The sequence below is a fragment of the Neobacillus sedimentimangrovi genome, from assembly GCF_010614825.1.
GTDB lineage: Bacteria > Bacillota > Bacilli > Bacillales > Cytobacillaceae > Neobacillus > Neobacillus thermocopriae.
In genome coordinates, this window is sequence record NZ_JAAFZF010000020.1 from 21,742 (window position 1) to 35,964 (window position 14,223).

Annotated in this window: 12 protein-coding genes; 9 read left to right on the plus strand and 3 right to left on the minus strand. The window is 37.0% G+C overall.

Annotated elements, in window-relative coordinates; translation table 11 throughout:
- Nucleotides 1-151: 151 nt before the first annotated feature.
- Both GZA11_RS08685 and GZA11_RS08690 read left to right on the plus strand, forming a co-directional pair.
- Entirely contained in the window at nucleotides 152-1,252 is a 1,101-nt protein-coding gene (locus GZA11_RS08685; RefSeq protein WP_038539813.1) for a CotS family spore coat protein, read from the plus strand.
- Nucleotides 1,249-2,679 carry a glycosyltransferase family 4 protein gene (locus tag GZA11_RS08690; RefSeq protein ID WP_163183489.1) on the plus strand — a complete coding sequence of 477 codons (1,431 nt, stop codon included), beginning with the start codon at nucleotides 1,249-1,251 and terminating at the stop codon, nucleotides 2,677-2,679. The genes GZA11_RS08685 and GZA11_RS08690 overlap by 4 nt, the downstream gene beginning before the upstream one ends.
- A 348-nt stretch (nucleotides 2,680-3,027) precedes the next feature.
- Here GZA11_RS08690 and GZA11_RS08695 read toward each other — a convergent pair whose 3' ends face one another.
- Nucleotides 3,028-3,453, minus strand: coding sequence for a hypothetical protein (locus tag GZA11_RS08695; RefSeq protein WP_163183490.1), 426 nt, complete (start codon nucleotides 3,451-3,453; stop codon nucleotides 3,028-3,030).
- 425 nt (nucleotides 3,454-3,878) lie between these two features.
- Between GZA11_RS08695 and GZA11_RS08700 the strand changes: the two genes are divergently transcribed.
- The 4 genes from GZA11_RS08700 to GZA11_RS08715 are packed head-to-tail and all read left to right on the plus strand — an operon-like array spanning nucleotide 3,879 to nucleotide 7,365.
- Complete coding sequence (locus GZA11_RS08700) at nucleotides 3,879-5,069, plus strand: glycosyltransferase family 4 protein (protein WP_235924923.1); 1,191 nt, start codon at nucleotides 3,879-3,881, stop codon at nucleotides 5,067-5,069.
- An 11-nt stretch (nucleotides 5,070-5,080) separates the two neighbouring features.
- Entirely contained in the window at nucleotides 5,081-6,127 is a 1,047-nt protein-coding gene (locus GZA11_RS08705) for a CotS family spore coat protein (RefSeq protein WP_163183491.1), read from the plus strand.
- Nucleotides 6,120-7,136, plus strand: coding sequence for a CotS family spore coat protein (locus tag GZA11_RS08710; RefSeq protein ID WP_163183492.1), 1,017 nt, complete (start codon nucleotides 6,120-6,122; stop codon nucleotides 7,134-7,136). Before GZA11_RS08705 ends, GZA11_RS08710 begins: the two co-directional genes overlap by 8 nt.
- 16 nt (nucleotides 7,137-7,152) lie before the next feature.
- Complete coding sequence (locus GZA11_RS08715) at nucleotides 7,153-7,365, plus strand: hypothetical protein (RefSeq protein WP_038539802.1); 213 nt, start codon at nucleotides 7,153-7,155, stop codon at nucleotides 7,363-7,365.
- 247 nt (nucleotides 7,366-7,612) lie between these two features.
- On the opposite strand, the gene GZA11_RS08720 is transcribed toward GZA11_RS08715, so the two are convergent.
- On the minus strand, nucleotides 7,613-8,890 hold the full coding sequence (locus GZA11_RS08720; RefSeq protein ID WP_163183493.1) for a cation:dicarboxylate symporter family transporter: 1,278 nt from the start codon (nucleotides 8,888-8,890) through the stop codon (nucleotides 7,613-7,615).
- A gap of 266 nt (nucleotides 8,891-9,156) precedes the next feature.
- Between GZA11_RS08720 and GZA11_RS08725 the strand changes: the two genes are divergently transcribed.
- From GZA11_RS08725 to GZA11_RS08735, 3 genes are all read left to right on the plus strand, one after another.
- Nucleotides 9,157-10,467: a sensor histidine kinase gene (locus GZA11_RS08725; protein WP_163183494.1), complete on the plus strand. Its 1,311-nt coding sequence runs from the start codon at nucleotides 9,157-9,159 to the stop codon at nucleotides 10,465-10,467.
- A 1-nt stretch (nucleotide 10,468) separates the two neighbouring features.
- Entirely contained in the window at nucleotides 10,469-11,395 is a 927-nt protein-coding gene (locus GZA11_RS08730) for a response regulator (RefSeq protein ID WP_163183495.1), read from the plus strand.
- Between the two features lie 71 nt (nucleotides 11,396-11,466).
- A complete protein-coding gene (locus GZA11_RS08735) occupies nucleotides 11,467-12,651 on the plus strand; it encodes an acyl-CoA dehydrogenase family protein (RefSeq protein WP_163183496.1) in 1,185 nt (394 codons plus the stop codon).
- A 149-nt stretch (nucleotides 12,652-12,800) separates the two neighbouring features.
- Here the strand turns inward: GZA11_RS08735 and GZA11_RS08740 are convergent, their stop codons facing one another.
- The gene (locus GZA11_RS08740; protein ID WP_163183497.1) at nucleotides 12,801-13,976 is read right to left on the minus strand and encodes a C40 family peptidase; all 1,176 of its coding nucleotides are present in this window, start codon (nucleotides 13,974-13,976) and stop codon (nucleotides 12,801-12,803) included.
- Nucleotides 13,977-14,223: the final 247 nt, after the last annotated feature.

Consider the following 14,223-nt stretch of genomic DNA (forward strand, 5'->3'; position numbering starts at 1 on the left):
CGACTCACGATTAAAAAAATAAACAAATGTTCCGTAATTGGTTTAGCTACCCTATACAAAAAAGATTTTTTAACATAAGTTACTAAAAAGGAAGATAGTCAATAAACACAATTCAATAATAAAATGATTTTCGATTTTTAGGGGGGATAGTATGGCGGAGTTAATAATTGAACCATGGATCGTTGATGAAACGACTCATGATTTTTTTGTTCCAGAATATATTGAAAATCTGGCACACCTGGTTCTTAAACATTATGACTTATCCGTTCGGAACATGCAGATCATTACTACTAAACCAGATAAGGGTGGTGCCATTTGGAAACTTGAAACGAAATCAGGTCCCAAAAGTTTAAAATTACTGCATCGGAGACCAACAAGAAGCTTATTTAGTTTAGGAGCGCAAGAATATTTGGTAGATGTCCAAGCAGCAAGGGTACCACCCATTATCAAAACTAAGGACGGAAAAAACTTTGTTGAAGCCGGTGGTAAGCTATGGTTCGTTGCAGAATGGATTGAACCTTTAACACCTGTGACAAAAGATTTAGAAGGCGCAAAACAGCTTTGCTACGCCCTTGGCGAATTTCACCGTTTAAGTAAGGGATATGTTCCTCCCCAAAACGCTGAAATTGCCTCAAGGCTTTATAAATGGCCTAAAACATATGAAAAAGTTCTTAAAAAAATGGATTGGTTAAGAAACATTGCCAAAGTGTATAGTGATATGCCGGCAAGCAGCCATCTGCTGAATGGGGTAGAGAAATTCGAACAACAAGCCATTCAAAGTATAAACAGCCTCAACCAATCGAGTTATTATGACTTAGTACAACAAGGGAATGCCTACTGGGGACTTGTTCACCAAGATTATGGATGGTCCAATGGCCAAATGGGAAAAAACGGAATGTGGATTATTGACCTAGATGGTGTCGCTTATGACCTTCCAATTCGAGATTTAAGAAAGCTTATTAGTGGAACCATGGCAGATCTAATGAAATGGGACACTACTTGGGTAAGAGAAATGATAGCAACCTACCATGAAGCAAACCCCATTTCACCACAGCTGTATGAAATCTTAATGATCGATTTATCCCTGCCAAATGAATTTTACAAAAACTTAAAAGAAGCTGTGTATGAACCTGAAGTTTTTTTAAATGAACAAACGGCACAATTGATTCAAACCATTATCGAAACGGATCAGTCGAAATGGCCTGTATTAAATGAGATTAAAGATGACTGGAAGGGAGTAAAAACGAAATGAAAATTCTAATGATTGGCACTGAAAAACTTCCAATCCCTCCCATCTTAGGCGGAGCAATTCAAACTTATATTGCTGGAACACTTCCATATTTAAGCAAAGTTCATGATATCACCGTTTTAGGTATAAGCAATTCACAACTTTCCGATCAAGAAACGGTAAATGGGATTCGATATGTACGTGTTCCTGGCATGGTTTTTGAAATATACAAAGAACACGTCGTTAAATTTGTTGAAGCAAATGAGTTCGACCTTATCCATATTTTCAATCGTCCACGCCTTGTCCTCCCTATAAAAAATGTAGCTCCCAATTCAAGAATCACCTTAAGTATGCATAATGATATGTTTAATCCAGAAAAAATTTCTCCTGAAGAAGCCACAGCCGTATTGGAGCATGTATCGCAAATCGTAACTGTTAGCGACTATGTGGGAAATGTGATTCGTGAGCTTTATCCTCAATCCTCAGCTAAAATTAGAACGATTTATTCTGGAGTCGATTCTGAACGATTTCTTCCCGGGAATCATCCAAAGATGCAAAAACGAAGAAATGAGATTAGAAAAGCGCACGGGTTGGAGAACAAAACGGTCATATTATTTGCAGGCAGACTATCGCATAACAAAGGGGTCGACCGATTGATAAGAGCCCTGCCAGACCTTTCAAAAAAATTCAAGAATTTAGCTTTAGTAATTGTGGGAAGTAAATGGTTTAGTCAAGAGGGTATATCTGATTATGTTGCCTATGTTCGAGCTTTGGCAAAGAGACTTCCGATACCAGTTGTAACGACAGGCTATGTCGCACAAGATGAGATTCAAAACTGGTTTGCGGCAGCCGATTTATTTGTGTGTACGTCACAATGGCAAGAACCTCTTGCTAGGGTTCACTATGAGGCGATGGCTGCTGGCCTTCCGATTGTTACGACGGCAAGAGGAGGCAATCCAGAAGTAATCATAGAAGGAGTAAATGGATTGATCGTAAAAAATCCGGAAGATCCAAAAGGATTTGTGGATGCGATCTCTGCAATTCTTTCAAATAAATTATTAATAAAAAAAATGGGAGAAGAAGGAAGGAATCTTGCTGTTTCTAAGTATAGATGGGATAGGGTAGCCTCAGAATTGCTCAAGTTCTGGGAAGATTCAATGCAATCTACAGTTACAGAATTGACAGATATCAATACTATATCCTTCGAACAACCAGAACAAGTAATTATGACAAAATTAAAGGATAAAGCGTATAGCCAACCGGAAAGCACCCCATCAATTAAATCAGAGAAAAAGAAATCGAAAAAAGATCAGAAAAAGCTGGATAAGAAATCGAAGAAAGAACAGAAAAAACGCGAAGAGAAATTGAAAAAAGAACAGAAAAAGCTGAAAGAAAAATTGAAAAAAGACAAAAAAAGAAAAGATGATAAACGGAAAAATGAATCAGCATAACCTTGAAAAACGTAAAAAACCCCATATACCCCGTTCTAAGACGGTAAGGAAATGGGTGTAGATTAGTTGGTGTTCACTCCTCCTTGACAAAAATTAGAAAATACAATTTTTGCTAAGGAGGATTTTTCGGCATGAACCTACCAAAGAAATGATAAAAACTAGTAAACGGACAGCATTCATCTGTCCGTTAATACGTAAACTATAGAATCACACGGGTTACACTTCTCCTAGCCCTGTCCTGGTTTATACGGAAAGGCAAAAATAATATTAATAGCTTATTTCTGTACCTGTTTTTCTATTATCTCATTTTACTGACATGAGATTTTACGGCCTATACATAGGTTTGAATTATTCACTTGACTCGTCTCCGTCTCCTGACTCCTCTTCGGTTGATTCATCGCCTGATTCTTCAAAAAATAATCCTGCTTCAGATTCTTCCTCTGTCGATTCATCTCCTGACTCTTCAAATAATACTCCGTCTTCTGATTCTTCCTCTGTCGATTCATCCCCTGATTCTTCGAACAATATTCCATCTTCTGATTCTTCTTCTGTTGATTCATCACCTGATTCCTCTTCTGTTAATCCATCTTCCGATTCTTCGTCTGCTGATTCGATTTCATCAGATGATTCCTCTGACACGAATTCACTTTCCAGTTTTATAACAAAATCATTGGATAATGAACCCAAGATCGTTTGAAATGACTTTTGATATTCCAATTTTTCTCCCAATACATCATCCTCTTTGAGCATAATGTTATTTTTGTTTTTCGCCAATTTTATTCTCCTCCCCTTCAGTTTTTCAAAACCTAAGACATTCTTACGATTAAGCAGATTTATGGCAATCCTAACTTTAATCTATTCCGATATTTCTAAAAATTTACCAATAATTTTTCTACAAATTCAGCAATTATTCCCGCCTTAATAAGAACCATATCCACAATCATTTTTCGCAAGGTACATTCCCATCCTTATCCTGTTGAACATAAACTATGTTTAGCGGAGTATTTCAAATTCCTCTCCCAAACACCACAAACAAAAAATAAAAAAATAAGCCTTTGTCCGTTTCAAATATTTCCCACAACGAATCTAATAAATATAAGAATTTTTCATAGTCAAGTTCAATCAGTTCACTATTTTAAAAGAATCACTGATTGTAACATCGTTGATCATAAGTTGAACTTAACATACGAAAAATCCTCATGAATGGAAAGGAGCTGTTTCCCATAAAGATCGCTATGATTTGTACGGAAATGCTAACCGTACCTCCTATCAGAGGAGGAGCCATACAAATATTAATCGATGGCGTAACTCCCTATATAAGCCAAAAACACGAATTAACGATTTATTGTATTACTGACCCTGAACTTTCTGACTATGAAGTGGTAAATGGGGTTGAATACATTCGGGTTCCCAAAGAGAATTATATCTTCAATGTTGCAAAGGAACTGGAAGCTAAGTCCAAAAACAAAGAATTTTATGATGTCATTCACGTATTCAATCGTCCCCGTGATTTACTTTTCTACAAAGCCGCTATGCCAGACAGCCGGTTCGTATTGAGTCTTCACAATGAAATGTTCCGAGAAGATAAAATTTCCTTTGAGTTAGGAAATTTAGTCATTCAAGCCGTAGATAAAATTATGTCCATTAGCGAGTACATTGGTAAAACCATAACTGACCGGTTCCCTTCAGCCAAAGGGAAAGTGAAAGCTGTCTATTCCGGAATTAATTTAAGCAACTATAAACCAGTTTGGGATCAATATGCACAAGTGATAAGAAACGAATTACGGAAAAAGTATGGTGTAGAAGGAAAAAAAGTGATTTTATTTGTTGGCCGCTTAAGCAAGGTGAAAGGGCCAGATGTCCTCATTCAAGCAATGAAACCAGTTATTCAGAAATTTCCTGATGCCGTATTAGTTATTGTCGGAAGCAAATGGTTTAGCAACGATCGGATGGATGAATACGGATTAGGACTTCGCCATCTTGCTGAAACGCTCGGAGAGAATAAGGTCATCTTTACTGGTTTTGTCCCCCCTAGCCAAATACCATCCCATTATCTAATTGGGGATATTTTTGTATGTAGTTCACAATGGCAGGAACCATTAGCCAGAGTGCATTATGAAGCCATGGGCAGTGGATTGCCTGTTATTACAACGAATCGGGGTGGCAACGGGGAGATTTTGAACCATCTCAATAACGGAATCCTTATTGAAGACTATACAAATCCGGATGCTTTTACAGAAGCCATTTTATTTTTATTATCCAATGAAAAGGAAGCAAAAAGAATTGCCAAAACCGGCAGAGCATTCGTCGAAGCTAATTTTGGATTTGAACATGTAGCAGAACGCTTAGAAAACCTCTATCTGTCTGCTTGGAATAAGAATGAATCTTAAGGAGGGTCAAAATGGATACGATTTTTTCGGAAGTTGTAAAAAAAGTTATTTCCCATTATCCACTAGAAATGAAAAATATTTATTTGCTGTCTTATAAAGGTAAAAAAGCGGTATGGTCCATTGAAACAGATATTGGCGAGGTGATCATGAAGAAAGTTCCCTTCGCTGAGGATCATATTTCATTCATGATTCATGCAATTGACTATTTGAGAAACAATGGAATTCATACACCAGGCGTATTGAAAACCCGTACGGGAGAAGGATTTGTAAAGCTGGATGGCGAATATTTCGTGGTTTTTGAAGCAGTGCACGGAAGACAACCCGAGTATAAACATGAAAATGAACTGCTAATGATTTTAAGGGGCATGGCCTCTTTTCACAAAGCTTCAAAAGGAATTGAATCACCTACTGGCAAATTTCCATCGTTCTTATTGCTTGAATGGAAATCGGATCTGCAAAGAAGATATGAACGGTTATTGTCTTGGAAGGAACAAAGATCTCAAGTCGAGGAACAATCAGAATTTGACAAGAAATTTTTAGCGCATGCAGATACTTTTTTACAGCAATGTCAAACCGCCCTGTCCATGTTAGATAATCCAGTCTTTGATCAGTGGGTGGAAGAAACGAAAAAGACGAAAACTTTATGCCACCAAGATTTCGCAGCCGGAAATTTGGCTATCGGAAGTGACGACCATTTATATGTTTATGATATGGACTCCTTAACTGTCGATCTTCCGGTTCGGGACATGAGAAAAATTTTAAACAAAGTCATGAAGAAAAGAAAGGCTTGGGATATCGAACTAATGATGAAAATGATGAAAGCCTACCAAGAAGTGAATCCTTTAACAAAGGATCAATTCGCCATTCTAGCGGCAGATATTCAATTTCCACATTTAATTTATGGACAAGTTTCCAAATATTACGAAAATCGAGAACCAAAATGGACAGCACAAAAACATATTTCAAAATTAAGTGATATGATTGCTACCGAACTGAGTAAAGAAGCAGTACTACAAGAATTCCTTACTCGCCTCGATGAGGTGACCCAGCATGGATGAAACAATGCGTGACCTTGAATTAGGAAAACAATTAATGGCTGAAAATTATCCTCACCTCCAACTAACGAACATTGAAATCATCCAAGGCGGAGGAATCAAAACCGTTTGGAAAGTAGAAACCACTGAAGGAATTTTTTGTTTAAAGCGAATTAGAAAGTCCCTCCCCATTGTTAAATTTACTACTAGTGCCCAAGCCTATCTTTCTTCTAAAGGAGCTCTCGTTGCAGCTATTATTCCAACGAAGGATAACAATCTCTATTTTGTCCATGAAGGATACGCCCTTGTGCTTTATAGCTGGATTGAGGGCACAGACTTAGATATGGAAAAAAATCAAGAACATCTTGAAATAGGATTAAAGGGATTAGCTCAATTTCATAAAGATACGGTTGGATTTGTCCCTCCACCTGACTGTGAAACATATAATCGTATGGGGGTATGGCCTGACAACTTCAAAAAAATGCTAGAGGAATTAAAGCAATGGAAATCCGTTTCAGAACAACAAAATACCCCCTTTCATCAAGCTTATTTAAGCATCGCTGATGAAGTCATTGAAATGGCCGAGAAATCCGTACAGCTCCTTGATCGTTCTTGCTATCATGAATGGGTAAAAGAAATTGGTGAATATGGCTACATGTGCCACCAGGATTATGGTAAAGGAAATGCCCTTCATACAAAGGAAGGAGTTTATGTATTAGACCTTGATAATTTAGCCTATGACATTCCTCTCCGCGATGTCAGAAAGCTGATTTTTAAACGTATGGCGGAATTAGAAAGCTGGGATTTGAACCTAGTCGAACATTTAATTAATTGCTACGCATCCGTCTTACCGTTAACTGAAGAGCAACGAAAAATCATTTATATCGATCTATTATTCCCGCATAAGTTTTATGGCTATGTGAAAAAGCCATTTAAAAAGGGAGAAGACGGAGAAATAAGGAAGCTTTTAAAAACTTTTAACGTTGAAAAAGACAAGATGCCCGTTTTAAGGCAATTATTACAATTAAATTAAGGTGAGGTGGTAAATGATGAGATTAGAAGAAGAATTTGTAGGAAGAAGATTACATTTTGCAGAGCTATTAAAAAGGGTAGCTAGTCAGCTTGAATCTGATACTTTTCAAGTAAGAGGGAAAAAAATTAACATGCCAGATGAGGACATGGAATTTAAAATCAGTCACAAAATAGACTATGGAGCAAATAAGTTGACCATATCCATTGAATGGCTTGATCAGGAAGAATAGTTAACTCTTCCATTAACAATGGCGCAAGCCGTACCGTCGTTTGGTTTTCTTCAAAAGCGATGGCTTTGGTTGTGCTTATGTACCAGAGCCTTTCTTTAGTTTGCGATCCCACCAATGTAATACAGAGATGATAGAAACTCGTTACGTATTGAAAGATTCATCCTAATGTTTTTTATACCAATTGGTAAAAGCCGATTATATTACAAGATTCATAGATTCTTGTAAATAATCGGCTTTTTACATTATATTAAGCAGCTTGCTGCTTAGATTCATTTAATGTTGCTAGATAAGACTTGGCTTGTTCTTTGTCAAATTCGCCTTCCCATTTAGACATAACTACGGCTGCCAATGAGTTACCAATGACATTTACCACTGTTCTTGCCATATCAAGAATCCGGTCAATACCAGCGATAAATGCTAGACCTTCAATTGGAATCCCAACTGTTCCTAATGTTGCTAGTAGTACAACAAACGAAACGCCCGGAACACCAGCAATTCCTTTTGAAGTCACCATTAACACAAGCATTAAGGAAATCTGGTCTGCAATAGATAAATCAACCCCATACATTTGGGCAATAAACAATGCCGCTAATGCTTGATAAAGGGTAGAACCATCCAGATTAAAAGAGTAACCTGTCGGAATAACAAAGGATGTAATAGATTTCGGACAACCGAACTTCTCCATTTTCTCCATCAATTTTGGCAATACCGTTTCAGAACTTGAAGTCGAATAAGCCAAAATTAACTCATCTTTTAATAATCGAATAATATGAAAAATATTCACACCAACTAATTTAGCAACGATACCTAGAACGACCACAACAAAGAATGCCATTGTGACATAACCAAGGATAACTAATTTTCCTAACGGAACTAATGATTCGACACCAAATTTTGAAACCGTAACTCCGATGAGGGCAAATACACCAAACGGAGCAAATTTCATCACTTGATTGGTTACCCAGAACATCGTATCTGCTACACCTTGGAAGAAGGATATAATAGGTTTCCCCTTCTCTCCTATCGCTGTAACACCAAGACCAAATAAGATCGAGAAGAAAATGATGGCCAAAATGTTTCCATCGACAAATGCTTTAAAAATATTTGGCGGAACAATATTCACAAATGTTTCAGCCATTCCATGGCTTTCTACTGATTCAGCTGTTTCTACGTAGCTATTAATATCCGTTTTTTGTAAGCTCCCCATATCAATACCAGCACCTGGCTGAAAAATGTTCGCTGCCATTAATCCCACAATAATCGCAATCGTGGTAATAATCTCAAAGTAAATAATCGATTTTCCACCGATTTTTCCAAGCTTCTTTGTATCGCCTACACTGGACACCCCAACAATCAAGCTGGAAATAACGATAGGAATCACAATCATTTTAATCAGACGTAAAAAGATATCACCAATCGGCTGTAAGTATTTCGCTACATTTGGATTACCATAAAAAATGGCACCCACCACAATACCAAGAATAAGTCCAATTAGAATTTGCCACGCTAAACTTATTTTCTTCATTAAAGCACCTCTTTCCTTTTTAATAATTTGAAAGATAGAATAGTTTCTTTCTTAAGGAATAAAAGCTACAATATACTATGATATTTGCAGGAATTTCTGAGAGCGTTTTCTCTGAGGGTAAGACTTAAATAAAATATAAAGTACAAACTACATAAAAAAACTAAAAACCACAAAAACCTACAAATATTTTTATTCGACACTATTAATACAGAACAAATTGAACTATTAGTATAGACATCATTAGTAAAATAAGGTTGTGGAAAAAGGTGAACATCAAATATTTATCCAAAAATGAACTCCTCATGTTGGTAGCAATGGTCATTCTCGTACCACTTGCCGGGGAAATTAAGTTTTATCCCTTTAATGATATATATAGGGTCAGCTTTGGTCCACCTGCCCTCTTTCTCTTTTTATTGTGGCTGAGAAAGGTTCCTACTGTTTTTTGTGGATTACTGACAGGGCTATCTGTTCTAATATTTCGAATGATACTTGACGGATTCCATCCGCAGCCTTTTGATTGGATAAATTCCTTACAGGCCAATTTTCCATCTTTCTCATATTATGTCGCCTATTCCCTTGTTTTCTTTATATTAAAAATACACAGGTATAACCAACGTCCGTGGGTAATCGGTGTATTGGGGATTTTTAATGATTTTGCTGCAGGTTTAATCGAGTTAACAATTGAAGTCCTTTCCTTTGGAACTTTTCTTACATTGGATGCCATCTATAAAATTTTTATCATTGCTATTTTCCGAAGTTTTTTTGTTATTGGATTTTTTAGCACAATGAAATTCCATGATTCCAAACTAAGGGAAGCGGAAATGAAAAAGCGGAACGAACATATGATGTTACTTATATCCAATCTTTATGCAGATACTATATTATTGAAAAAATCGCTGCAACACGCTGAAGAAGTAACGAAGCAATCTTACAGCCTTTACAAAGTTTTGCAAGAATTGAAGCAAGGGAAGAAAACATTCACTTTAAATGAAATCCCTCAGCAAGCCTTAAGGATAGCTGGTGAGGTACACGAGATTAAAAAAGATAATCAGCGGATTTTATCCGGACTCACCAAACTGATTTCCGATGAAAATCTGCATGATTATCTCGATATTGAATCGCTTTTTAAGGCTATTATTCGGAGCAATAAAAACTATGCCGAATTACTCGGTAAAAACATCCATTTTTATTTTTCCTCTAGCGGTTCCCACCCGCCATATCATGTATATACGTTTATTTCTATTATCAATAACCTAGTTGCTAACTCAGTTGAGGCCATTATGGAAACGGGGAAAATCATACTTTCTGCTGAACAACAAGAAGATTGGCTTACGATCCGGATTGAAGATGACGGCCCTGGAATTCCTCCTTCCCATAAAGAGGTCATCTTTAAACCTGGATTTACTCTTAAGTTTGATAGTACCGGCAAATCCTCTACTGGTATTGGACTAACCTATGTTAAAGAAGTCGTCGAAATGCTTGATGGAAAAGTGACACTGGATGAACCAAAAAATGGCAGCGGTGCTATTTTTATCATCCGCCTGCCGATTGAAAAACTGACAAGAAAAGGTGATTAGCTTGAGATTTTTTATCATAGATGACGATGAATCCGTTCGTTGGATGCTCAGTCATATTATTGAAGAAGAGGGGCTTGGTACGGTAGTTGGTGAAGCTTCAGATGGTATGGAAGTAGATGAAGAACTATTAAACCTAAAAAATGTAGATATTTTATTGATAGATCTTTTGATGCCAATTCGTGATGGTATTGAAACTGTTCAAAATATTAAACCAGAATTTTCAGGGAAAATTATTATGATATCTCAGATAGAGTCAAAGGATCTAATCGGTCATGCCTATTTAATGGGAATTGACTATTATATTACAAAACCGATTAATAAAATTGAGGTCGTATCTGTCATACAAAAAGTCATGGAACATATCCATATGGAAAGATCTATCCAGGACATACAACGCTCATTACAAAATGCGATGAATTTCAGTTTGAACCAGCCAGGTATGAAATCTCATCGAAGGAAATCATTATCTGTTTCCACTCGATTACTCCTTTCTGAACTAGGCATTGCCGGAGAAAGTGGCAGTAAAGATCTCATTGAAATCATGCAGTTTTTATATGATAACGAAAAAGAACAACCAATGATCGACGAGTTTCCACCATTAAAGGAGATATTTAGATCAATCGCATTAAAGAAGTTAGGGGAATCCGCCAATGAAGATGCTGTAAAAAAGGAAGTAAAAGCGTCTGAACAGCGAGTACGAAGAGCCGTTTATGCTTCCTTAAACAATCTAGCTTCTCTTGGGTTAACCGATTTCTCCCATCCGAAATTTGAGAACTATTCATCCAAATTTTTTGATTTCAACACTGTGCGACAAAAAATGAAAGAATTAAAAGGCAAACATCCAGCAGGGGCTGAACCTATCCGCATTAATCTGAAAAAGTTTATCCAAGCCCTTTATTTTGAGATCCAACACTTAATGCTGGATTAATCTTAAAGAAATTCCTAAACATTTCTACTGGAATTTATAATAAAAATATTTCAAGAAGGGGGAGGAATGAATTGAACTTATTTGTTAAATCAGAAAAGCAAAAGTTATGGCTGGAGCGCTTGTTGAAAAAAGAACAAAAATTCAAAGAGATCTCAGCTGATATTGATGAACGAGCTATATTTCCAAAAGAAAATATTCAGGATTTGGTAGAAATGGGGTATTCAAGTGTTACCATTCCCGTTGCTTATGGGGGTGAAGGATTCAAAGTTTATGATATGGTCCTTATGCAAGAAACACTTGCCCGTTTCGATGGAAGCACGGCTCTATCAATGGGCTGGAATCTTGGAGTAATCGGTGAGATATTTGAAAGAAAACTCTGGTCTGAGGAAAAATTGAGCTTTTTAGCAAAAGAAGTCCTTCAAGGTGCCCTAATCAATCGAGCTGCAACTGAGGTGCAAACCGGCAGTCCAACTAGAGGGGGGCGTCCTGGAACAAAAGCTGTAAAAAAAGACGGGGGATGGGTGCTGACAGGTAGGAAAACTTTTACTACGATGTCCCCCATGTTAACCTATTTTTTAACCTCTGCATGGATTGAAGAACGGCAAAGGATTGGATTTTTTTTGTTACATAAAGATTTACCTGGACTATCGATTGAAGAAACATGGGATGTTATTTCCATGAGAGGTACGGCCAGCCATGACCTAGTCCTTGATCATGTAATTGTTGATGATTCAATGCTAGTGGAGCTTCCGGATACACCTAGGAGCGAAAAAGTTAATGGCTGGCTGCTGCATATCCCCGCCTGTTACTTAGGTATCGCCCAGGCAGCAAGGGATTATGCCGTCTTTTTTGCCAATAACCATTCCCCTAATAGCCTAAATGGTCCCATTAGTCAGTTAGCGAATGTTCAGCAGTTGCTGGGTGAAATCGATTTGGAATTAATTCGAGCGAGACATCTAATTTACAGTGTAGCCGCCGCTTATGATGACGAATTATACCGAAAGTTTATAAAAAATGAAATTGGTGTAGTTAAACATACTATTACTAATTCTGCGATCAAGATTGTCGATAAAGCGATGAGAGTGGTTGGAGCGAAAAGTCTGCAGCGAAGCAATCCTTTGCAACGGTATTACCGTGATGTACGGGCCGGTCTGCACAATCCTCCAATGGATGACATGACCATAAAAAAACTAGCACTTTCAGCTATTGAAGAAGAAGAAAAACGGAAACACCCTAGTCAGAGACGGATGGATTGAAACTTTTACACTTAGACAAGGGAGAGCTATTGGCATTCTCGCACTAGGCCATTTTTTATACCGAAAATACTTTCTTACATGTAAAAAACGGCTCAGTATTAAAACCGAGCCGTTTATTTTTCTATTAGTCTATATTTCTTTCAATCACATTAATGCAATACTCGTACAGCATTAGTAAATTTGGAAGGGTTAAATGAAGCAATTTTCACCACATCACCCGTACGAGGAGCATGGATGTATTGTCCTCCACCAATATAAATACCAACATGGTGGGCTGGGTTCCCTCTAAATACTAAGTCTCCTGGCTGTAAAGCATTTAAAGGAACACGTTTTCCTACATTTTGCTGGTCACGAGATACCCTTGGAAGATTGATACCGACAGAATTACGGAACACATATTGAGTAAATCCGGAACAATCAAATCCACTTGGAGTTGTTCCGCCCCAAACATAAGGAACACCTAAAAATTGTTTCGCATAAGAAATGACCTTATTTGCCGCAGTACCACTAGGCTTACTTACTACATTTCCAGATGGTGTAGATGGTGCAACCTTCTTAGAAGTTGTTTGCTGCTGTGCAGAAGCTTGTTGAGTTGATTGAGCAGCTTGCTGGGCTGCTAATTGTGCTTGTCGCTCAGCCTCTTGTTGAGCTGCTAATTGCGCTTGACGTTCAGCTTCTTGTTGAGCTGCTAATTGTTCCTTCTCTTGTTGCAATTGTGCTTCTGCTTGTGCTAATGCATTTTCCACTTCTTTTTTATCTGCTTCAATTTGTTTTTGTTGAGAAGCTAATTCTTCTTTATTCTTTTGGAATTTTACTAATTCAGTATGTAATCTTTCTTCAGCTTCTTTTAAAGCAAGTTGTTTTTCCTTTAAACCATTCAATAAATCAGTATCACTTTGGATGATCGCTGAAATCGCAGTAAAGCGAGTTAAAAACTCAGAAATATTCTCAGAGGATAATAATAACTCAGCGTATGATGCAACTGAAACTCTTCCTTCTGCCTGAATGCTTTTTAACCGTTCTGCATAAATTTGTTTATGATTCTCTAAATCTTTTTTAGCTGCTTCTATCTCAGCCTTCGTTTTATTAATTCTTTCTTGTTGTGAATTAATTTTTTTATTCAACTCTTCACTTTTCACCATTGCTGAAACAATTTTGTCATCTAATTGTTGAATCTTTGTTTCAAGGCTATCAATTTGTTTCTCTGTCTCATTGATTTGTTCTTGTGTTACTGGAGCCCCCGGCTCTGCAAAAGCTGGTGTGGTTTGAAACATGGTTGCAATAATAGCAGCCGATACCGTGTATTTAAAGAATTTCTTCATCATTATTAAATCTCCTCTTGTTCCCTATCATTATTTCAAGTTTCAATTCTATATATTAGTTTATATGCCAAAAGAATGAAATACAATAACACTGTCGATAATGTAATATAATTGTAATTTTATGTAGAAAAATATAAAAAAACTTTATCGTTTTGTTAATTAGGGCCCATCCTATTTGTTAATCACCCTATTATTACAGATGTATTTAAGGTATTCCAATGAATAAGCCCATCATCTATTTGACATAAAG